Origin of the sequence: Mesorhizobium sp. CA12, from assembly GCF_020165255.1 — a bacterium.
Taxonomy (GTDB): domain Bacteria; phylum Pseudomonadota; class Alphaproteobacteria; order Rhizobiales; family Rhizobiaceae; genus Mesorhizobium.
The window spans coordinates 58924-78945 of sequence record NZ_JAIUHT010000006.1 but is presented as its reverse complement, the minus strand read 5'-3'; the positions used below and the strand labels follow the sequence as shown (position 1 = coordinate 78945).

General features: G+C 64.7%; 19 protein-coding genes. 7 read left to right on the top strand and 12 right to left on the bottom strand.

Annotated elements, in window-relative coordinates; all coding sequences use genetic code 11:
* Nucleotides 1-16 precede the first annotated feature (16 nt).
* Complete coding sequence (locus tag LB520_RS12290; protein WP_224637674.1) at nt 17-1387, top strand: alpha-glucosidase/alpha-galactosidase; 1371 nt, start codon at nt 17-19, stop codon at nt 1385-1387.
* A 9-nt stretch (nt 1388-1396) separates the two neighbouring features.
* On the opposite strand, the gene purD is transcribed toward LB520_RS12290, so the two are convergent.
* The gene (gene purD, locus LB520_RS12285; RefSeq protein ID WP_224637673.1) at nt 1397-2677 is read right to left on the bottom strand and encodes a phosphoribosylamine--glycine ligase; all 1281 of its coding nucleotides are present in this window, start codon (nt 2675-2677) and stop codon (nt 1397-1399) included.
* Nucleotides 2678-3213: 536 nt separating this feature from the next.
* Entirely contained in the window at nt 3214-4008 is a 795-nt protein-coding gene (locus tag LB520_RS12280) for a phytanoyl-CoA dioxygenase family protein (protein WP_224637672.1), read from the bottom strand.
* A gap of 91 nt (nt 4009-4099) precedes the next feature.
* Here LB520_RS12280 and LB520_RS12275 point away from each other — a divergent pair, with 91 nt between their 5' ends.
* Together LB520_RS12275 and ubiA are read left to right on the top strand one after the other, a co-directional pair.
* Nucleotides 4100-5011, top strand: coding sequence for a LysR family transcriptional regulator (locus LB520_RS12275; RefSeq protein ID WP_224637671.1), 912 nt, complete (start codon nt 4100-4102; stop codon nt 5009-5011).
* Nucleotides 5012-5077: 66 nt separating this feature from the next.
* The gene (gene ubiA, locus LB520_RS12270; RefSeq protein ID WP_224637803.1) at nt 5078-6061 is read left to right on the top strand and encodes a 4-hydroxybenzoate octaprenyltransferase; all 984 of its coding nucleotides are present in this window, start codon (nt 5078-5080) and stop codon (nt 6059-6061) included.
* 168 nt (nt 6062-6229) lie between these two features.
* On the opposite strand, the gene LB520_RS12265 is transcribed toward ubiA, so the two are convergent.
* From LB520_RS12265 to LB520_RS12255, 3 genes are all read right to left on the bottom strand, one after another.
* Nucleotides 6230-6796: a DUF6101 family protein gene (locus LB520_RS12265; RefSeq protein ID WP_071074058.1), complete on the bottom strand. Its 567-nt coding sequence runs from the start codon at nt 6794-6796 to the stop codon at nt 6230-6232.
* Nucleotides 6797-6982: 186 nt separating this feature from the next.
* Entirely contained in the window at nt 6983-8416 is a 1434-nt protein-coding gene (locus LB520_RS12260; protein ID WP_224637670.1) for an FAD-binding oxidoreductase, read from the bottom strand.
* A gap of 79 nt (nt 8417-8495) precedes the next feature.
* Nucleotides 8496-9458, bottom strand: a complete 963-nt coding sequence (locus LB520_RS12255) for an L-threonylcarbamoyladenylate synthase (RefSeq protein WP_224637669.1) — start codon at nt 9456-9458, stop codon at nt 8496-8498.
* A 171-nt stretch (nt 9459-9629) separates the two neighbouring features.
* Between LB520_RS12255 and LB520_RS12250 the strand changes: the two genes are divergently transcribed.
* Nucleotides 9630-10130 (top strand): hypothetical protein, encoded by a 501-nt coding sequence (locus tag LB520_RS12250; RefSeq protein WP_224637668.1) that lies wholly within the window; start codon nt 9630-9632, stop codon nt 10128-10130.
* A gap of 103 nt (nt 10131-10233) precedes the next feature.
* Nucleotides 10234-10623, top strand: coding sequence for a hypothetical protein (locus LB520_RS12245; RefSeq protein ID WP_140845825.1), 390 nt, complete (start codon nt 10234-10236; stop codon nt 10621-10623).
* 97 nt (nt 10624-10720) lie between these two features.
* Here the strand turns inward: LB520_RS12245 and LB520_RS12240 are convergent, their stop codons facing one another.
* Together LB520_RS12240 and glyS are read right to left on the bottom strand one after the other, a co-directional pair.
* Nucleotides 10721-11071, bottom strand: a complete 351-nt coding sequence (locus LB520_RS12240) for an ATPase (protein ID WP_224605250.1) — start codon at nt 11069-11071, stop codon at nt 10721-10723.
* 266 nt (nt 11072-11337) lie between these two features.
* Complete coding sequence (glyS, locus tag LB520_RS12235) at nt 11338-13665, bottom strand: glycine--tRNA ligase subunit beta (protein WP_224637667.1); 2328 nt, start codon at nt 13663-13665, stop codon at nt 11338-11340.
* Between the two features lie 251 nt (nt 13666-13916).
* On the opposite strand from glyS, the gene LB520_RS12230 reads away from it, so the two are divergent.
* Nucleotides 13917-14096 (top strand): hypothetical protein, encoded by a 180-nt coding sequence (locus LB520_RS12230; protein ID WP_224637666.1) that lies wholly within the window; start codon nt 13917-13919, stop codon nt 14094-14096.
* Here the strand turns inward: LB520_RS12230 and LB520_RS12225 are convergent.
* Nucleotides 14093-15016 (bottom strand): glycine--tRNA ligase subunit alpha, encoded by a 924-nt coding sequence (locus LB520_RS12225; protein WP_224637802.1) that lies wholly within the window; start codon nt 15014-15016, stop codon nt 14093-14095. The genes LB520_RS12230 and LB520_RS12225 overlap by 4 nt on opposite strands.
* A 193-nt stretch (nt 15017-15209) precedes the next feature.
* Here LB520_RS12225 and LB520_RS12220 point away from each other — a divergent pair, with 193 nt between their 5' ends.
* On the top strand, nt 15210-15671 hold the full coding sequence (locus LB520_RS12220; RefSeq protein WP_224637665.1) for a GNAT family N-acetyltransferase: 462 nt from the start codon (nt 15210-15212) through the stop codon (nt 15669-15671).
* 395 nt (nt 15672-16066) lie between these two features.
* On the opposite strand, the gene LB520_RS12215 is transcribed toward LB520_RS12220, so the two are convergent.
* From LB520_RS12215 to LB520_RS12200, 4 genes are all read right to left on the bottom strand, one after another.
* Entirely contained in the window at nt 16067-17842 is a 1776-nt protein-coding gene (locus LB520_RS12215) for a tetratricopeptide repeat protein (protein ID WP_140845820.1), read from the bottom strand.
* Nucleotides 17843-18044: 202 nt separating this feature from the next.
* Nucleotides 18045-18461: a DUF1284 domain-containing protein gene (locus tag LB520_RS12210; RefSeq protein ID WP_224637664.1), complete on the bottom strand. Its 417-nt coding sequence runs from the start codon at nt 18459-18461 to the stop codon at nt 18045-18047.
* Nucleotides 18458-19066 (bottom strand): biotin transporter BioY, encoded by a 609-nt coding sequence (locus tag LB520_RS12205; protein ID WP_224637663.1) that lies wholly within the window; start codon nt 19064-19066, stop codon nt 18458-18460. The genes LB520_RS12210 and LB520_RS12205 overlap by 4 nt, the downstream gene beginning before the upstream one ends.
* 192 nt (nt 19067-19258) lie before the next feature.
* Complete coding sequence (locus tag LB520_RS12200) at nt 19259-19924, bottom strand: GntR family transcriptional regulator (protein WP_224637662.1); 666 nt, start codon at nt 19922-19924, stop codon at nt 19259-19261.
* Nucleotides 19925-20022 lie beyond the last annotated feature (98 nt).

Here is a 20022-nt window from a genome sequence, read left to right as displayed (position 1 = left end):
GCCGGAGGTTTTTACAGTGGCAAGAAATCCCAGGATCACATTCATCGGCGCAGGCTCGACGGTGTTCATGAAGAACATCGTCGGCGACGTGCTGCAGCGGCCGGCGCTGTCGGGCGCCACCATCGCGCTGATGGACATCAACCCGCAGCGGTTGGAAGAAAGCGCCGTCGTCGTCAACAAGCTGATCGCGACGCTCGGCGTCAAGGCGAAGGCCGAGACCTATTCCGACCAGCGCAAGGCGCTTTCCGGCGCCGACTTCGTCGTCGTCGCCTTCCAGATCGGCGGCTACGAGCCCTGCACCGTCACCGACTTCGAGGTGCCGAAGAAATATGGCTTGCGCCAGACCATCGCCGACACGCTCGGCGTCGGCGGCATCATGCGGGGCCTCAGGACCGTGCCGCATCTGTGGAAGATCTGCGAGGACATGCTCGCGGTCTGCCCAGAGGCGATCATGCTGCAATATGTCAACCCGATGGCGATCAACACCTGGGCGATCGCCGAGAAATATCCCACGATCAAGCAGGTCGGGCTCTGCCACTCGGTGCAGGGCACGGCGATGGAACTGGCGCATGATCTCGACCTTCCCTATGAGGAGATCCGCTACCGCTCGGCCGGCATCAACCACATGGCCTTTTATCTCAAGTTCGAGCATCGCCAGCCGGACGGCACCTACCGCGACCTCTATCCCGACCTCGTGCGCGCCTATCGCGAGGGTCGTGCGCCAAAACCCGGCTGGAACCCGCGCTGCCCGAACAAGGTGCGCTACGAGATGCTGACCAGGCTCGGCTATTTCGTCACCGAAAGCTCGGAGCATTTCGCCGAATACACGCCCTATTTCATCAAGGACGGCCGACCCGACCTGATCGAGAAATACGGCATTCCGCTCGACGAATATCCGAAACGCTGCATCGAGCAGATCGAGCGCTGGAAAGGCCAGGCGGAGGCCTACCGCTCGGCCGACCGGATCGAGGTCGAGCAGTCCAGGGAATACGCTTCCTCGATCATGAATTCGGTGTGGACCGGCGAGCCGTCGGTGATCTACGGCAATGTGCGCAACAATGGCTGCATCACCTCGCTGCCTTTCGACTGCGCGGCGGAAGTGCCGTGCCTGGTCGATGCCTCCGGCATCCAGCCGACCTACATCGGCAATCTGCCGCCGCAGCTCACGGCGCTGATCCGCACCAACATCAATGTGCAGGAGCTGACGGTGCGGGCGCTGATGAGCGAGAACCGCGAGCACATCTACCATGCGGCGATGATGGACCCGCATACGGCGGCCGAGCTCGACCTCGATCAGATCTGGTCCTTGGTCGACGACCTGCTTGCCGCTCACGGCGACTGGCTGCCGGCCTGGGCGCGAGGCCGGCGCAAGAGCGCGGCCGCCTGAATTCCGGGATTACGCCCCGGCCTTCTCGCGCTCGACGGCGCGCCAGCCGATGTCGTGGCGGTAAAAGCCTTGCGGCCAGTCGATCTGGTCGATCGCCGCATACGCCTTGGCCTGCGCCTCGCCGACGGTCTTGCCGAGCGCGGTGACGTTGAGCACGCGGCCGCCATTGGCGACCAGCGCACCGCCATTGATGGCGGTGCCGGCATGGAAGACCTGGACGCCTTCGGCTTCCGCCTCGTCGAGACCGCGGATGACGGAGCCCTTTTCCGGCGCGCCGGGATAACCCCTGGCCGCCATCACCACGGTCAACGCCGTCTCGTCGCTCCAGCGGACAGACATATGTGCGAGCTGGCCGTCGACGGCGGCGTTGAGCAGGACGAGCAGGTCGTCCTTCAGCCGCATCATCAGCACTTGGCATTCGGGGTCGCCGAAGCGGGTGTTGTACTCGATCAGCTTCGGCCCGCTGTCGGTGATCATCAGGCCGGCGAAGAGGATGCCGGCGAAGGGCGCGCCGAGATTGGCCATGCCGCGCATGGTCGGCTCGATGATCTCGCGCATGGTGCGCTCGGTCATTTCCGGCGTCATCACCGGCGCCGGCGAATAGGCGCCCATGCCGCCGGTGTTCGGTCCGGTATCGCCGTCGCCAACGCGCTTGTGGTCCTGCGCGGTGCCGAAGGGCAGCGCGGTGGCGCCGTCGCACAGGCAGAAGAAGCTTGCCTCCTCGCCGCTCAGATATTCCTCGACCACGACCTCGGCGCCGGCCGCGCCGAAGGCGCCGTCGAAACAGGCTTCGAGCGCGGCGTTCGCCTCGTCCAGCGTCATGGCGATGGTGACGCCCTTGCCGGCGGCGAGTCCGTCGGCCTTGATGACGATCGGCGCCCCGGTCTTCTCGACATAGGCTTTCGCCGAAGCGAGGTCGCTGAAGCGGCCATAGGCGGCGGTCGGGATGTTGAACTTGGCGCAAAGATCCTTGGTGAAGCCCTTCGATCCCTCGAGCCGCGCCGCCGCCTTGGAGGGGCCGAAGACGCGGATGCCCCAGGCGCGCAGATCGTCGGCGATGCCGGCCACCAGCGGACCTTCCGGGCCGACGACGACGAGGTCGATCTTCTTCTCCTGGCAGAAGGCGGCGACGGTGGAATGGTCGGCGACGTCGAGCTTGACCTGTTCGGCGATGCGGCCGATGCCCGGATTGCCGGGCGAGGCGTAGAGCTTCGTCAGCAGCGGCGAGGCGGTCATCTTCCAGGCGAGCGCATGTTCGCGGCCGCCCGAACCGAGAAGAAGAACGTTCATGGCCACCTCTTGCTGATCGTCTCCCTGAACCCGCTATTGGTCCACGGGCGGCGGGTCAAGGCGTCTCGGCATTTTGGCGGCAATTGCGCACGGGAACATGGGCCTCATCAAGGCCGATGAGACAGGTGCCGCCGCCGGCCAGTCCCCGGTACAGGGATTTGGGAGGTTGCCGTTTATCGGCGAGCAAGATGTTGGCCGTTCATTTCCGTGAAATCGGCGCAAGCGTTGGTGATTGGCTGAAGTTTCATCAACGTCGTCATCCTAGGGCGAAGCAGGAGCGCAGCTCCGTCGCGGAGACCCTAGGATCCATGCCGTGACATTGATCGAGGGCCGCGACGGAGCAGAATTCTGCACCCCTGCAACGCCTCAGCATCACGGCATGGATCCTCGGGTCTGCGCGCGTCGCTACGCTCCTTGCTCCGCCCGTGGATGACGAGGGCGGGCCGGTTCGGCCAACCCCAACATGCGATTGCCGGCGCAAATATAGCCGACCCATCAGAAATTGCTGTGTCCCCAACTTGGTCTGAAAAAATGCCTCAGCTCTGGAAAATGACGGGGAACCAGTCCTCGCGCAGTTTCTGGCCGGGCTTCATGTCGTGACCTGGATAGGGCGGCGAGGTGCGGCCGGGACGTTCGACATAATGTGCGTCGTCGCCGACCCAGCGCAGCGACAGCGCCCGGCGCCGCGCCGCCGTCAGGTTGCCGCGCGCACCGTGCGCGGTGCGGAAGTCGAACAGGATGGCGTCGCCCGGCTCCATCTCCCATTCGAGCACCTTCATCGACGGGTCGTTGTCGGGGTCGGGCACAGGCAGGTAGTCGCCCTCGCCGGCGTAGAAGTTGTCGTCGTTCAGCCACCGTACCGGCAGCACCATCTTTTCCCATTTGTGCGAGCCGGCGATCAGCCTGAGCGTCGCTTCCTTCACTGGATCGATCGGTATCCAGAAGCTCACCGTCTGGCTGCCCTCGACGAAGTAGTAGGGAATGTCCTGGTGCCACGGCGTCGGCTTCTGCGTGCCGGGCTCCTTGACCAGGACGTGGTCGTGGAAGAACTGGGCGCTGCGCGACTGCATGACCGCGGCTGCGAGCTCGGCGGCCGGCGACTCGCGCACGATCTTGACGAATTCCGGGATGCGCTCCCAGTTGCAGTAATCGTCGACGAAACTGCCCTGGCCGCCGGCGATGTCGGAAGCGGCGGCGCTGCGGTTGCGCATATTACGCTCGATGCCGTCGGCGATCACGTCGACCCAGTCCTGGAAGGCGCCGCGAATGCAGATCGCGCCATCGCGCTGGTAATCGGCAATCGTCGAAGCATCGATCTTTGGGCTGGCCATGGCGTACTCTCCTTGAGTTGGCAAGCGACTATCGCAAGCGCCCGACATGGGGTAAAACAATAACTTGCCATCTGGTTTATAGTTATAGCCTATGAGACTGACCCTCGCGCAATTGCGCTATGTCGTTGCCGTGGCCCGCTATGGCAGCGTGACCGCGGCAGCCCAGGCGCTGAACGTGTCGCAGCCGTCCATCTCGGTTGCGATCGACAATGTCGAGGACGTGCTGGGTCAGAAACTGTTCGTGCGCCAGCGGGGAAGCGGCGTTTCGCTGACATCCTTCGGCCGCAGGGCCGTGGCCAAGGCAAGGCAGGTTCTGGGCGAGGCGGACGAGCTGGCGGCGCTCGGTTCGCGCGACGCCGATGTCGGCGGCGAGCTGGCGCTCGGCTGCTTCGAGGATCTGGCGCCCTATTTCGCGCCGGCGCTGATGCGCGCCTTTGCCGAGCGCTGCCCGGCTGTCACCGTCGTCATCGGCGATGAAACCTTCGACACGCTGGGACGGCGCCTGGCCGACAGCGCCGTCGATCTCGGCCTCACCTATGATCTCGGCCTTCCAGGCCATTTCAAGCGCATTCTGCTACATGAATTGCGGCCGCACGCGCTTCTGCCCGCCGGCCATGTGCTGGCGGACAAGCACGCCGTCAGCCTGGCCGAGCTCGCGCAGCATCCGCTGATCACTACCGACCAGCCGCACAGCTGGCAGCACATGCTGGACCTTTTCCTGAGCCGCGGCCTCGCGCCGGTCGCCCGGGCGACGACCAGCTCGTTCGAGCTGCAGCGCTCCATGGTGGCCAACGGCTTCGGCGTCGCGGTCAGCTATACGAGGCCCTATGGGGACCGCAGCTATGACGGCCTGCCGCTGGTCTGCAAGCCGCTCTCCGATCCGCTGCCCATGCAGCGCATCATCCTGACCCACGACACGCGCCAGCGCCTGTCGAAGGCAGCGGTCGCCTTCATCGACGTCGCCAAGGCATGGTTTGCCGGTCACGATGTTTTCACTGCTTAGGTTTTCAGCGCTTGAGCGACAACGCGGCCGCTTGACGACGCCCTTAGCTGCTGCCACTCCAGCGTGATGGAAACCGTCCAGTCGAAAGCGATCCAGGGCCGTGTCGCCGACGCGCCGAGCGGCCATTGGGTCTACCGCGTGCTGCCGCGCTGGCTCTGGCCTTATGCGCAGCTTGCGCGCTGGGACAGGCCGATCGGCTGGCAGCTGCTTTTGTGGCCCTGCTGGTGGTCGGCAGCGCTTGCCGCCGGCGCCTATCCGCGCCCGACCGACCCGCTGCTGACGCTGCTGCCGACGCCTTGGTATCTATTGCTGTTCTTCATCGGCGCTGTCGCCATGCGCGGCGCCGGCTGCACCTATAACGACCTCGCCGACGAGGACATCGACAACCAGGTCGAGCGCACGCGCTCGCGGCCGCTGCCCGCCGGCAAGGTGACACGCCGCCAGGCCTGGGCTTTCGTCATCATCCAGGCGCTGGTGGGCTTGGCCGTGCTGTTGCAGTTCAACGGCTTCGCCATTCCGCTCGGCATCGCCTCGCTGGCGATCGTCGCGGTCTATCCTTTCATGAAGCGCATCACCAATTGGCCGCAATTGGTGCTGGGGCTCGCCTTCTCCTGGGGCGCGCTGATGGGCTGGGCGGTCGAATTCGGCGATCTCGATGATCCGGCGATCATGCTCTATATCGGCTCGATCCTGTGGGTGATCGGCTACGATACGATCTACGCGCATCAGGACAAGGAAGACGACGCCATCGTCGGTGTGCGCTCGACGGCGCGGCTGTTCGGCGACAACACCAAGACCTGGCTGGTTGGACTCTATAGCGGCGCGCTGGTCTGCTTCGCCATCGCCTTTGCATCCGCCCAGGTGCCGATCGTGGCGCTGGCCGGGCTGATCGCCGCCGGCGCGCATATGGCGCGCCAGATCATCCGACTCGACATCAACAATCCGGACCAATGCCTGAAACTGTTCAAGTCGAACAACCAGGTCGGCTGGCTGATCTTCCTCGGCCTGATCGGCGGGTCGGTGTGGATTTGGCTCAAGCCGCTGGTGTAGCAGCGCCGCTTTCCCTTCTCCCCTTGTGGGAGAAGGTGGATCGGCGCGCAGCGCCGAGACGGATGAGGGGTGTTCCAGCGGAGTGAGACGTTGGTGGCATCTGGAGCACCCCTCATCCGTCGCCTTCGGCGACACCTTCTCCCACAAGGGGGAGAAGGGGGAGCTGCACTACTCCCTTGCGATAATCTCCTGGCCGTCGATGACGAGTCTCAGGCCCAGATTGCCGGCCTTGCGGCGGGCGAGGAAACGCGGGCGGCGCGTGGTGGAGACGCGGCCTTTGCGGCGTTCCTGCGGCGGCAGCGCCTTGATGGCGGCGCCGAGCGATTCTTCCAGGGTGCGGGCAATGCCGTCGGCCTCGATCAGCAGCATCGGCAGGCGATAGGCATCGGCCCAGGCGCGCCAGTCGGCGGCGACGTCGTCGAGGTCGTCGGCGACCAGGAGCGGCACCGACAGCATCGGATCATTGTGGAGGAGCTCGAGCGTCACGGTCACGTTGCCGTCGGGATCCTCCATGGCGCGCGCGGCGACGCCGCGGAACGCATTGGGGGGCAGCGCGATGATCGCCGGCACGCCGCTCATCTCCAGCACACGGCGGATGACGGCGCCGCGCTGGTCGATGGTGAAGGTCACATCGCCATAGTCGTCGCGGGTGGCATAGCTCACCATCTGCGGCAGGCGAAATGGGTCGAGACGCATGTTGCGCCCGGCCCAGACTGGCTTCAGTCCAGTGTTCATCGATGTCTTCCCTGTTAGTCCTGAGGGCCGTTTTTCCGGTTCTCTCAGGGCCGGTTTTTCCGGCCTCGTTATGGGAAGAAACATTAGCGCTCGCTTCTTACCGGCGCGCTTAAGAAAGTCGGTTAAATTTTGCTGATCTGAGCCGATGGTTATCGGAATGCGACCGGCCGGCGGATGAGGTGAGGATCAGATAACCTTACCGGGATTCATGATGCCTGCCGGATCGAAGGCGGCCTTCACGCGGCGCATCAGTTCGATCGCCATCGGCGGCGCCGTGGCGATCAGCTCGTCGCGCTTCAATTGGCCGATGCCGTGCTCGGCCGAGATCGAGCCATGGAAGGAGCGCACGACATCGTGTACGGCCTTGTTCATGGGGTGGTAGAGCTCGAGGAACGCCTCGTCCTGCCAATCCACGGGACGCGAGATGTTGTAGTGCAGATTACCGTCGCCCATGTGGCCGAAGCAGACGACGCGCGCGCCGCGGCAGACCCCCTCCACCACGCCGGCCGCCTTTTCGATGAACTCCGGGATCGAGGCGGTCGGCACGGAGATGTCGTGCTTGATCGAAGCGCCCTCGGGCTTCTGGCATTCGGGCAATGTCTCGCGGAAATTCCAGAAGGCGTCGCCTTGGGCAAGGCTTGCCGATACCACCGCGTCGCCGACGATGCCCTGATCGAGAGCCTCGGCCAGGATTTCTTCGATCAGCGCCTTGCCGTCCTCTTCGGAGCGGCCGGAAGAGACCTGCATCAGCACATACCACGGCCAGTCGTCGGCCAGCGGCCGCGTGATGCCTTGCCCGTGCTTGAGCGTGAAATCGTATGGCCTTTTGCCGATCAGCTCGAAAGCGGTGAGCGATGCGCCGGCGCGATCCATCGCCAGGGTGAACAGCGAAAGCGCATCTTTCGGCGACGATGGCAGGCCGGCAAAGGCCACCTCCCTGCCCTTCGGCTTCGGGAACAATTTCATCACCGCGGCGGTGATGACGCCGAGCGTCCCTTCGGCGCCGACGAAGAGATTCTTCAGATCGTAGCCGGTGTTGTCCTTCTTCAGCTTGCGCAGATCGTCGAACACCTCGCCGGTCGGCAGCACGACCTCGACGCCAAGGCAGAGCTCGCGCGCATTGCCGTAGGCAAGCACGCCGGTGCCGCCGGCATTGGAGGAGAGATTGCCGCCGATCTGGCAGGAGCCCTGGGCAGCGAGCGAGAGCGGAAACAGCCGGTCGGCGGCGTCGGCCGCTTCCTGCAGCGTCTGCAGGATGACGCCGGCCTCTGCGGTCACCGTGTTCGACAGGACATCGATCTCGCGGATGCGGTTCAGTCGCGACAGCGAGACCACGATGTCGCGGCCGGATTTATCCGGCACCTGGGCGCCGACCAGCCCGGTGTTGCCGCTTTGCGGCACGATCGGGGTTCCGGTCGAGGTTGCCAGCCGCATGATGCGGCTCACTTCCTCGACGCTGCCGGGGCGCAGCACCAGCGATGTCCGGCCGTGCCAAAGGCCGCGCCGCTCGGCGATGTAAGGCGCGATGTCGGCCTGCTCGCGCAATGCATATTTGTCGCCGACGATTGCCGCGAAGCGGTCAATGAGGGTGGGATCGAGGTCCAAGGGCTGATCGTTCATGGGCGGCGAGACTAGAGCAATTCCAGGAAAAGTGCGAAGCGGTTTCCGTCCGGAATTGCGTCAGAACAAAGAGATAGACTCAGGCCGGCTTATCACGCGGCGCGGCGGCGCGGGCGAGCCGGTCATTGATCGCCTCGCCCAGGCCCTCGAACGGGATCGGCTCGACGGCGATGGTCGCGGCGCCGACACGGTCGAGCGCCTGCATATAGGCAAAGAGGTTGCTTGCCGCTTCGCGCAGGTCGCCCCTTTCAGAGAGATTGCGCAGCGCAACGGCCTGTTCCCAGCCCCCGGCGCGGTTGCGGCCGAACGCAAGCAGCGCCTCACCCTCGGCGATGTCTTGGACATTGAGCCGCATCGCGGCGGCCGGCGCGTAATGCGAGGCGAGCATGCCCGGCGCCTCGATGCCGCCGGCGCCGCGCGACAATTTCGCGCCGGCCACCGCCTCGATCTCCTCGGCGCCGATGCCGCCGGGCCGCAGCAGCCGCAACTTGCCGTTCTCGACCTTGAGAATGGTCGATTCCAGGCCGACGGGCGTCGCGCCGCCATCGACGACCAGCCCGATCCTGTCGCCGAGATCGGCGGCGACCGCCTGCGCTGTCGTGCCGCTGATTTTCCCGGAGAAATTGGCGCTCGGGGCTGCGAGCGGCCTGCCGAGCCGGGCAATCAGCTCGCCGCCAAACCCGCGCGGCATGCGCAGCGCGATGGTGTCCAGCCCCGCGGTGACGAGCGGGTGGATGCCGTTGCCGGCGCGCTGCGGGAGCACCAGCGTCAGCGGACCCGGCCAGAAGGCTTCGGCCAGTTTTGCCGAGAGCGGATCGAAGCCGGCGATACGGTCCGCCATCGCGCGATCGGCGACATGGGCGATCAGCGGGTTGAAGCGCGGCCGGCCCTTGGCCTCGAAGATGCGCGCCACGGCAATGCCATTGGTGGCATCGCCGGCCAGGCCGTAAACCGTCTCTGTCGGGATGGCGACGACGTCGCCCCCTTCGAGCAGCGCCAATGCCTGCTGCATAGCCTCGCCGACCGCCAGTATCTCAGCCAAATCCGCCACCAGTCCTGAACATGCCGGTCCCGTAATACGGCCGCTTGCATCGGGCAAGTGCGGGCATTGGCGATTTATCAATCCCTAAAATGTTAAGTTCCCGTGCAAGCCGGCTTCAATCGGACGGCCCTAGGGTGCGGGTTCAATGCGGTTGCGGCTTGGGAGTTTGTAATGCGTTTGCTCGGAGCTTTCGGTATCGGCCTTCTGGCGATGAACGGCGCGGCACATGCCTCGTCAATCGTCGTGGTGGCACCCTCGATCTCGACGCCTTCGGTTATCAGGCTGAATGCGATCGAACCGACCAAGCTGTCTGCGGCCTCGACGCCGTCGATGATAGCGCTTGGCGAGCCTGTGCCCGCCGTCACCGACGAAAAGGTCGCGGCAATCCCCGCGAAGTCCGGGCGCCAGCAGGCCCCGATGATCATTCGCGGCGGCATTGTCGGCGGCGCTTTCGAAACGCCCGCGGCGGCCAAGCCCACAGCACCGGCAAACACTACCGCCGCCGCGCCGGCAAACGGCACCACGCCGGCAACGCCCGCGAACGGCACAGCGTCCGCTTCGAACGGCAACAGCGGAACCGGCGGACAGCCGGCCGCGACGGCCAATGCGTCGGGCGGCGGCGCGCAGCCGCAAGGCGCCCCGTCGGTGCCGCGCGTCGGCAAGGCGATGTAGATCACACTGGATCCGGCCCTGGCATGCTAGGCGCTTAACCTGTCCGATTCCCGTGATCGGATCGGGCACGATTGCGCCGGCATTTCAAAAAAAAGGGGGTTTCATGACTGTTTCGAAAGCAATGACCGTTGCCGCACTGTTGGCGACGACGACACTGGGCACGGGTACGGCACGGGCCGACGACATGCTTGGCTCTTACACGGCGCGGATTTCCGACCGCGATCACCGCGCCAGCGACGGCTACCCGCTCGGCAGCGCGGCGCAGATGGTGCGGCAGGACCGCGCCAACTGGCATAAATTCCACCGGCGCGACAGCGACGACCAGGGTGATGCCTGGTTCCGCAGCGACGGCTCGCGCGCCGACCTGCAGCGCATGCTGGAACGCGGCGGCGCCATGAGCAGCGCCACAAGGCGCGCCATCGTCAATGGCGAGCCGTTGATCGAGGTCGATGTCTATTCGGACGGTGTGCGGGTCAGCATAGTGGAGGATTAACGGGTCAATCTTCCTGGAAGACCGACAAGAGCCGCACCGACGAAAAAGGGCGACGCGCGACGCGCCGTCCCTGATGGTTCAGACGAGAGGAGACGGCTCAGGCCGCTTCTTCCTTGTCGTCATCGTCGGACTCATCCTCATCGGCTTCGTCCTCATCATCGTCGCCATCTTCATCCTCGTCGTCGGACTCATCGTCGCCCGAGGCTTTGGCTTCTTCGTCGGCGTCTTCGTCGTCGCCGTCTTCGTCGCCTTCATCTTGGTCGTCCGACTCGTCGTCGGCCGAGGCAGTGGTTTCCTCGTCGCCGTCTTCCTCGTCGTCTTCGGACGGATCGGCGGATTCGACCGCCGCGGCGGCAGCGTGGTCGAGAAGGTTTTCGGAAGCGGATTCGATCGCCGCGGCGGCGGCCGGGGTCTCTTCATTCAGGTCGATATCGTCAACGGAATTCATGGCATGCCTCCGTGTTTTGGGAATGTCTTACGGCGCGCCCCACGAAACGATTTCGGGCAACGCGCCTTAGGTCTTTGGTTGATGCATGTCGTTGCCCCAGGACCGCTCAGCGCTTCTGGACGACATGCACCTTTGTCCCATGCGGAGGTCATCGTCATATGACTGTAAGCCGGCTCCGGCGCATTAAATTTCGAGCGCCGAATTGTTCAAGCCTGCCGGCATCCTAGCCGACGCGGGCAAGCTCGAATGTGCGGTTTTCCGAGCCGTCAGCCGACGATTTTTGAAAAATCCGCGACCTGGTCGGTGGCGGCGCGGATGCGGGCGAGCAGCGCCAGACGGTTGGCGCGCACGGCCTGGTCCTCATCATTCACGAGAACACGCTCAAAGAATGAATCAACCGGTTCGCGCAACACGCTAAGCGCCAGCATGGCGGCAGAAAAATCTTCGTTTTGAATTGCTTGGCCGGCTTCCTTCTCGGCCTGATTCACCGCGGCATAGAGCTTCTTTTCCGCGTCCTCGCGGAACAGCGCCGGCTCAACGGTCTCGGCGATTGCCGTTTTCTTCTTCTCCTCGGCGGCCAGGATGTTGGCGGCGCGCTTGGTTCCGGCAAGCAGGTTCTTGCCCTCCTCGGTGTCGAGCAAGGAGCCGAGCGCCTCGACGCGGCGGACGATCTGCAGGAGGTCGTCGTTCGGCGATTGCCCAATCTCCCCCCTTGTGGGGGAGATTGGGCGCGAGCCCGCTGACAGCACGGCATCGATCAAGTCATGCCGTGCACCGCTTTCACGCAGATAGACTTTCAGACGGTCGTGGAAGAAGGCGAGGAGGTCGGACGACTGGTCCGCGCCGCCTTTGAAGTTTGCAAAGGCCTTGGCGAAAACAGACGTCAGCGCCAGACGAATCCGGTTCTCGACGAGTATTCTGACCACGCCAAGAGCCGCACGTCGCAGCGCGAACGGATCCTTGCTGCCCGTGGGCTTTTCATCGATCGCCCAGAAGCCGGTGAGCGTGTCGAGCTTGTCGGCGAGCGCGACGGCAACCGAGACCGGATCTGTCGGCACGCGGTCGGATGGGCCTTGCGGTTTGTAGTGCTCCTCGGCGGCCGCGGCGACCGACGGATGCTCGCCCTGCAGCAGCGCATATTTGCGGCCCATGGCGCCTTGCAGCTCGGGGAACTCGCCGACCACTTCGGTTTGCAGGTCCGCCTTGGCAAGCACGGCGGCACGGCTTGCGAGCGCGGTAATCTCCCCCCTCGAGGGGGAGATGTCGCCGGAGGCGACCGTCGGCGCCAGTTCCTCAGCCAACCGCTTGATACGCTCAACGCGCGCGCCTTGCGTGCCCAGCTTCGCGTGAAAAGTCACGTTGAGATGATCGAGGCGCGCCATGCGCTGGTCGAGCGGCCTCTTCAAATCCAGGTCGAACTTCGCCGCCGATTCGTTCAGCTGGTCGAGGTCGGGCAAATCGCCTTGATCGGTCCGCCAGAAATAGAGCGCATCGGACAGGCGGGCGCGCACCACCTTGCCGTTGCCGTAGGCGATCTCCTTGCCGCCGTCGCTCGCCTCGATGTTGGCGACCAGCACGAAGCGGTTCGAAAGCGGCGATTGGCCAATCTCCCCCCTTGAGGGGGAGATGCCCGGCAGGGCAGAGAGGGGGGCCTCGCGCTGAGTCCCCTCTGTCGGCTTCCCCGACATCTCCCCCTCCAGCGGGGAGATCGGGCGCGACGTCACGAAACACTTCTGGTTGGCGCGGATGGTGAGGCGGATGACCTCGCCCGGAATGGTGAGGAAATCCTGCTCGAACTCGCCCATCAGCACGACCGGCCATTCGACCAGGCCGGAGACTTCCTCCAGCAGGCCCTCGTCCTCGACCAGGTCGAGGCCGTTGGCGAAGGCGATGTTGCGGGCGTCGGCCAGGATGATCTCCTTGCGCCGGTCGGCATCGAGCACAACCTTGGCCGCCTCGAGCTTCGCCACATAATCGTCGAAGCGGCGCACGGTGATCGCGCCCGGCGCGTGGAAGCGATGGCCATAGGTGACGTTGCCGGCGCGGATGCCGTCGATCTCGAAATCGACGATCACCGGCTCCTCGGTCTCCGGGCCGAAGGTGCAGACGATCGACTGCAGCGGCCGCACCCAGCGCAGCGAGCCGGGTTTCGCCGAGGCCGGCCCCCAGCGCATCGATTTCGGCCAGGGGAAGTTCCTGATGATGCCCGGCACCAGTTCGGCGATGATCTCTTCGGCCGCCCTGCCCGGCTTGGAGATGTGCGCGACGTAGAAGTCGCCCTTCTTCGGGTCGGAATGGACATGCGCCTCCGCGATCGAGGAAAGCCCGGCCTTGCGCAAGAAACCCTGCACGGCCTGCTCGGGCGCCGTGGTAGACGGCCCCTTGATCTCTTCGCGAATATCCTTGGAGCGCGCGGTCAAGCCCCTTATGTCGAGCGCGAGGCGCCGCGGGGTCCAGTATTCGCGCGCCGCCTCATAGGTCAGACCCGCCTCGACCAGACCGTCGGTCAGCATCTTCCTGAGGTCGCCGGCAGCCTTGCGCTGCATGCGGGCGGGAATCTCTTCCGAGCGAAGTTCTAGAAGCAGGTCAGGCATGATTAGGCTCCCACCCTCCCCTTGATGGGGAGGGCCGGCGCGTCAGCGCCGTAACGAATGGGCGGGAAATAGCAACTCGGCCGCCCGATGTCACCCGCCAGACGATCGCCTTGTCGGCCGATTTCGCGGAATTTTTCGGGCCGCTGTCGGGACGCAGCTAAGTCGCCCGTCCTTGGAGCAGACCATCCCATGAACCGAACGCGGCGCTGAAGCGACACACGCTCAGGCAGAGACCTATTGGCTGAACGACGATGAAGACGGCATCGAGAACCTTGCAGATCCTGGCGCTTAGCGCCTGCTTCGCCGCCCAGGCGCATGGCACGATCACGATGCCGGGAGTGAGGCAGGCCATGCGCATGATCGACGGCGCATCGGTGCAGATCGTGTTGCCGGCCGGCGCCGCCGAGACCGTGAAAGCCGTGTCGGCCTAAGCCGCCGCCAGCCCGCCCGCCCGCGTCTTCAGGAACGCTTCGCCGCAGGCCTTGGCCAGATTGCGCACGCGCAGGATGTAGCTTTGCCGCTCGGTGACCGAGATGACGCCGCGCGCGTCGAGCAGGTTGAAGACGTGGCTTGCCTTGATGCACTGGTCGTAGGCCGGGAAGACCATGCGGTGCACGGCCAGATTGTCGCTTGGCTTCGGCGTGCCGGCATCGAGCAGCGCCTTGCATTCGGCCTCCGCGTCCTCGAAGTGCCGCAGCAGCATCGCGGTGTTGGCGAACTCGAAATTGTGGCGCGAATATTCCTGCTCGGCCTGCAGGAAGACGTCGCCGTAAGTGACTTTCTCGGCGCCCTCGCGGCCATTGAAGTTCAGATCGTAGACATTGTCGACGCCCTGCACATACATGGCGAGCCGCTCCAGGCCGTAGGTCAGCTCGCCGGCCACCGGCGCGCATTCGATGCCGCAGACCTGCTGGAAATAGGTGAACTGCGAGACTTCCATGCCGTCGCACCAGCACTCCCAGCCGAGCCCCCAGGCGCCCAGCGTCGGGCTTTCCCAATCGTCCTCGACGAAGCGAATGTCGTGCAGCAGCGGATCGACGCCGATTGTTTTCAGCGAGCCGAGATAGAGCTCCTGCAGGTTCGGCGGATTGGGCTTCAGGATCACCTGGTATTGGTAATAGTGCTGCAGGCGGTTCGGGTTCTCGCCGTAGCGGCCATCCTTCGGGCGGCGCGAGGGCTGCACATAGGCCGTGTTCCAGCGCAGCGGGCCCAGCGCGCGCAAGGTGGTGGCCGGATGGAAGGTGCCGGCGCCGACCTCCATGTCGTAGGGCTGCAGGATGACGCAACCATAGTCCGCCCAGTAATTGTGCAAGGTCAGGATCAGCCCCTGGAAGGAGCGGCTGGGATGCATATGGGCAGGAATTTCGATGGTCACGGCGGCCTCGGAAAGCGCGGGATGACGCTTCCCTAGTTGCCGGGCCGCCGAGCGTCAAGGCGGGAGGCTCGCGCCCGGCAAGGCGGAAAGCTTTGCGGCGGGCTGGCCCATTGCCGTCGAGCGGCGGCCGCCGTTTGCTCCGTTCCAGCTCAACGACAGAGGTTTCGCTATGTCCGGTCAACTCACCGTCCGACCCGTCACAAGGCAGGATTACGGGCAATGGCTGCCGCTCTGGAACGGCTACAACGCGTTTTACGGGCGCTCCGGCCCGACGGCACTTGCCGGCGAGATCACGCAGATGACATGGTCGCGTTTCTTCGACGCCTATGAACCGGTGCATGCGCTGGTGGCCGAGCGCGATGGCAATCTGCTCGGCCTTGTCCACTATCTCTATCACCGCTCGACGACGTCGATCGCGCCGAGCTGCTACCTGCAGGATCTCTTCACCACGCAGGCCGCGCGCGGCCAGGGCGTCGGCCGGGCGCTGATCGAAGGCGTCTATGAGCGCGCCAGGCAAGCGGGCGCGAACCGCGTCTACTGGCTGACGCATGAGACGAACCACACCGCGATGCAGCTCTACGACAAGATCGGCGAGAAGTCGGGATTCGTCGTCTATAGAAAAATGTTCTAGTTTCCTCGACACAGGGAAAGGCAGCTGTTTGTCGGCGCAAGATTGTCACCGGTCATTTCCATGACAACCGCTGAGATTGGTTGAAGCCTTCCAACCTCGTCATTCCAGGGCGGAGCAGCTGCGAAGCGGCGTCGCGGAGACCCTGGAATCCATTCCGTGACTCTGATCAAAGAGTGCAGCTGAGCAGAACTCTGCACTGCGGCAGCGCTCACGCGAGACGGAATGGATCCTCGGGTCTGCGCGCGTCGCTGCGCTCCTTGCTCCGCCCGTGGATGACGACGGGGTGAGCATTTCGGCCCAATCTCCACCTGCCAAGGCCCGAGCTCGGCAGACGCCGAGCCGAAACGAAAACGGGGCTCGATGAGCCCCGCATTCTTCATGTCGACGAAAAGCGCTCAGCCTTTCGGCGCGGGCGTCGGCTCCGGCTTCACTTTGGGGGTTTCCTGCGCGGTGTTGGATTCGATCGGCGGCAGGCCCTTGAGCAGCTTCTGCTGCAAAGTGGCGAGCACATCCGGATCGGGCTTCAGGTCGCGTGCCTGCGTCCACTGATAGGTGGCCTCGAGCTTGCGGCCGACGCGCCAGTAGGCATCGCCGAGATGATCGTTGAGGACCGGATCCTCGGGCTTCAGCGAGACGGCGCGCTCCATCTCGCGCACGGCGTCGTCGAAGCGGCCCATGCGGAAATAGGCCCAGCCCAGCGAATCGACGATGTAGCCGTCGTTCGGCCGCAGATCCACGGCCTTCTGGATCATCGCCAGGCCTTCCTTGAGGTTCATGTTCATGTCGACCCAGGAATAGCCGAGATAGTTCATGACCTGCGGCTGGTCGGGCTGCAGCTCCAGCGCCTTGCGGAAATTGGGTTCCGCCTTCGGCCATTCCTTCAGCCGCTCATAGGCGATGCCGCGCTGGTAGAAGATGTTCCAGTTGGCGGCAGTCGGCGTCTTCAGCTGCTCGACAGCCTTGTCGTAGAGACTGGCGGCCGAGCGGAAATCTTCCTTCGAGCCATAGACGCCGCCAAGCGCCAGATAGGCGCGCATGTCGTCCGGATGTCTGTCGAGATAGGCCTTGAGATGCGAAATCGCCTCGTCATGCTTGTCGAGATCGGCAAGGTTGAGGCCGATCTGCAGGTCGGAGAGCTCCTTCAGCGGCGAGGACGCCGGAATGCGGCGGTAGAGCGAGACGGCGCCTTCGCCGTCCTTAAGCTGCTCGGCCACGGCGGCAAGCTGCACAAGGGCTGCGTCGCTGTCCGGCTTCAGCGCCAGGGCATATTGCAGATAGAGCCGCACGAAAGGCTCGCCGCCGCCGCGGTTAAGCGCGGTGGCAAGGTCAAGCAGGATTTCGGATGCGCCGTCGGCCGGACCGGTGACGAGCGGCTCGATCTTGTCGCCCTTGCTGATGCGGTCGCGCAGCGTGGTGATTTCGAGCTTGCCCGGCGCGAAGGCCTCGGCCTGGTTCAACACCGCCAGCGCCTTCGACTTGTCGCCCTTGCGGACCAGGAACGAGGCATAGGCCTGGGCGTTGCGCATCCAGGTTTCGGGCGCGGAGCCGCCGGCCGCCGTATCGGCCATGGTGGCGGCGTAGAGTTCCTCGGCCTTGTCGTTCAGGCCGGCGGCGTCGGCGATCAGCGCGCGGTGGAATGATTTGAACAGGCCGAACCAGTCCGGGCCCTTGAGCTTGTCGATGGAGTCCATGGCCTCGGAGGCGTTGCCGGCACCTTCCTTGGCCCAGCCGTCCATGACGCCCGAGAGCAGCCGGTCGAGATCGGATTCCAGCGAGAGCTTCAGCCAGTACTGCGCCTTGGCGTAGTCCTTCTTGTGGAAGGAATCGATGGCCAGAGCCAGGCGCGAGAAGCGCTCGACGTCCGGCACTTCCTTCAGCTTGTCGGCATAGACGAGCGATTCCTCGAAGCGGCCTTGCGCGACCAGAGCCAGCATCAGGCTCTGCTGCAATTCCTTGTCGTTCGGCGCAAAGGCCAGCGCCTGCTTGTAATAGGCGATCGCGTCGTCGAGATCGTTGTCGCTTTCGGCGATATGAGCCGCGAGATAGGCGCCCGAGAAAGACGTGATCTGGAGCGGTCGGGCCTCTTCCTTGGCCTGGACCGGCAGCACCCAAAGCGCCACACCGGTCAAAAATGCCAGCCTCGTCAGCCAGCGCGCACGTCCTTGCCGCATCGTATCCCTTTCAGCCAGATGCGATCCCGCCCTTGGCGGACCGCCCACAGACTCGCTCTTTTCCGGTCAAAGCATGGCCTTTTTGGGGTCAGGCTTCAATTGCCGGGCGAATCACAATGCAATCATCCGGCTTAAAAAACGATGCCGCGCCAGCGAAAATCCCGCGCGGAGCCCGGGAAGCCCATATGCGGCATCGGATTGCCTACAGATAGGTATCGCTGAATCCGCTGGCGGCAACCGTATCGCACAGGCCGGACCATTCGCAGCCGGAGCACGCCTGGCGCGTCAGGCCGGCGGAAAAAGCCTTGCGCATCCCCGCCAGTTTGTGGGCGTCCAGCACCAACCGGTCTCCGGCCTGGATCGGCCGCCCGAGGAGAGCGCCGACATCGCGCGCCGCCATCCGGTCCCGCTCGGCGGCGCTCTCGCGCAGGCAATGCGGCTCCGGCTCGCCGAGCAGCGGGGCGCATACATCGTCCGGACCGGCAACGATCACCACCGCCTCGCCCTCGCCCAGCCGCTTCACCACCTTGTCGTAATTGGCGGTGAAGGCCGGCGAGTAGCCCTTGCCGACATAGGTCAGCAGGCAGAGCAGATGATGGGCGCGCAGCTTGACGGTCATCGCGTCCCGGACGAGCGGTCGCCTTGCTCCGCACGATAGGTGGAAAAGAGCTTCAGCGTCGCCGCGCCCAGCGCCGACTTGAGCAGGCCGCCGACGATGAAGGGCACGAAGCCGAAGGTAATGGCCTTTTCAGCGCCGATCATGACGGCAAGCCAGGCGGTGCCCAGAACCAGGCAGAGCAGGTTGCCGATGAGCATGGCAGCGAAGGCAAGCATGACGCGGTTGCCGTTCCAGCCGCGTTCGGCCAGCCAGCCGACGACAGCGCCGACGACCGGGAAAGCGAAGAGATAGCCACCGGTCGGGCCAACGAAATGTTGTATTCCGGCCGCTCCGCCCGCCAGCACCGGAAACCCTGCCGCGCCCTCGACGAGCCAGGCGGCGATGGTCAGCGCACCGAAGCGCCGGCCATAAAGCGCGCCGACCAGTGTGACGGCGAAGGTCTGCATGGTGACCGGAACCGGCACCATCGGCACCTCGATATAGGACGACAGCGCCAGGAACAGCGAACCGAGGATCACGGCGCCGATCTGCCAGGCGAGCGAACGGCTGTGCAGCCGCAACGGGCTGAAGGAGGGCTTGTACGTCGAAACGGCTGCGTTGGTCACGGTGTCTTCCTTGGCTCGCGTGAATTATAGATAATTTTTCGACTTCATCTATTATCGAATCCATATTTTCGCGGAGATGGCAAGTCCGGCTGCGACACGGCTTGCGAACAGATGGCGGATACAGACGATCTGGGTCGTAACGGATTGTGCCGAAGCGTGATGTCGACGCCGACCGCGATGCGACGGGGTCCGCTACCCCACGATGGCGAAGGCGTCGCGGGTCTTGCCGGAAGCGGTCTTGACCGGCTTCTGGCCGATCCATTGCACGTGCCGCCCGAGTGTCGCGGCGGCCGATTCGGTATTGCCTTGTCTCAGGGCGCTCAGGATCGCCCGGTGATCCTGGTCGGTGCGGATTTCCCATTCCGAGCGCCAGGCCGCGAACAGGAAGCGCGCGCTCGCGGCATGCAGGTCGTCGATGGTGGAGAGCAGGCGCGGCATGCTGCAGGGCGCCAGGATCAGCCGGTGGAAGGTGCGATTGGCCTCTTCCCAGGAGCGCACGTCGCGGGATTTGTCGCCGGCCTTGGTCGCCTCCTCGGCTTGATCGAGGATCGACGCCGTCAGATGCGGCACGGCATGGCGCAGCGCCAGCACTTCGAGCGCCGCCCGCATCTCGGCCACCTCTCTGACCTCGCCGAGATCGAAAGAGGCGACGCGCACGCCGCGGCGCGGTTCGCCGATCGCCAATCCTTGAGCCTCCAGGCGCCGGAAGGCCTCGCGCACGGGCACATGGCTGGTGTTGAATTCCTCGGCGACATGGTCCTGGCGCAGCCGCGAGCCGGGCTCGATGGCGCCCGAAATGATGCGGTCCGCCAGTTCCTTGCTGATGCGGACGGCGATCGTGTCTTCTTTGCTGGCCATATTTTATAGATAATTTGCCGGACCGCCGTTTGTCGAGACGGCCGGCGCGGGATTCACAGGCGCCCTTCCCGGCGGATGCAGGGCATGCAGGCAGGCCG

Excerpts from the sequence above, each read along its gene's own strand:
- LB520_RS12250 (WP_224637668.1), top strand. The coding sequence starts at position 9,630 with ATGCGTTTGCTCGGAGCTTTCGGTATCGGCCTTCTGGCGATGAACGGC.
- LB520_RS12240 (WP_224605250.1), bottom strand. The coding sequence starts at position 11,071 with ATGAATTCCGTTGACGATATCGACCTGAATGAAGAGACCCCGGCCGCC.
- LB520_RS12225 (WP_224637802.1), bottom strand. The coding sequence starts at position 15,016 with ATGCATCCCAGCCGCTCCTTCCAGGGGCTGATCCTGACCTTGCACAAT.
- LB520_RS12280 (WP_224637672.1), bottom strand. The coding sequence starts at position 4,008 with ATGGCCAGCCCAAAGATCGATGCTTCGACGATTGCCGATTACCAGCGC.
- glyS (WP_224637667.1), bottom strand. The coding sequence starts at position 13,665 with ATGCCTGACCTGCTTCTAGAACTTCGCTCGGAAGAGATTCCCGCCCGC.
- ubiA (WP_224637803.1), top strand. The coding sequence starts at position 5,078 with ATGGAAACCGTCCAGTCGAAAGCGATCCAGGGCCGTGTCGCCGACGCG.
- LB520_RS12275 (WP_224637671.1), top strand. The coding sequence starts at position 4,100 with ATGAGACTGACCCTCGCGCAATTGCGCTATGTCGTTGCCGTGGCCCGC.
- LB520_RS12220 (WP_224637665.1), top strand. The coding sequence starts at position 15,210 with ATGTCCGGTCAACTCACCGTCCGACCCGTCACAAGGCAGGATTACGGG.
- LB520_RS12210 (WP_224637664.1), bottom strand. The coding sequence starts at position 18,461 with ATGACCGTCAAGCTGCGCGCCCATCATCTGCTCTGCCTGCTGACCTAT.
- LB520_RS12215 (WP_140845820.1), bottom strand. The coding sequence starts at position 17,842 with ATGCGGCAAGGACGTGCGCGCTGGCTGACGAGGCTGGCATTTTTGACC.
- LB520_RS12265 (WP_071074058.1), bottom strand. The coding sequence starts at position 6,796 with ATGAACACTGGACTGAAGCCAGTCTGGGCCGGGCGCAACATGCGTCTC.
- LB520_RS12230 (WP_224637666.1), top strand. The coding sequence starts at position 13,917 with ATGAAGACGGCATCGAGAACCTTGCAGATCCTGGCGCTTAGCGCCTGC.
- LB520_RS12200 (WP_224637662.1), bottom strand. The coding sequence starts at position 19,924 with ATGGCCAGCAAAGAAGACACGATCGCCGTCCGCATCAGCAAGGAACTG.
- LB520_RS12260 (WP_224637670.1), bottom strand. The coding sequence starts at position 8,416 with ATGAACGATCAGCCCTTGGACCTCGATCCCACCCTCATTGACCGCTTC.
- LB520_RS12245 (WP_140845825.1), top strand. The coding sequence starts at position 10,234 with ATGACTGTTTCGAAAGCAATGACCGTTGCCGCACTGTTGGCGACGACG.
- purD (WP_224637673.1), bottom strand. The coding sequence starts at position 2,677 with ATGAACGTTCTTCTTCTCGGTTCGGGCGGCCGCGAACATGCGCTCGCC.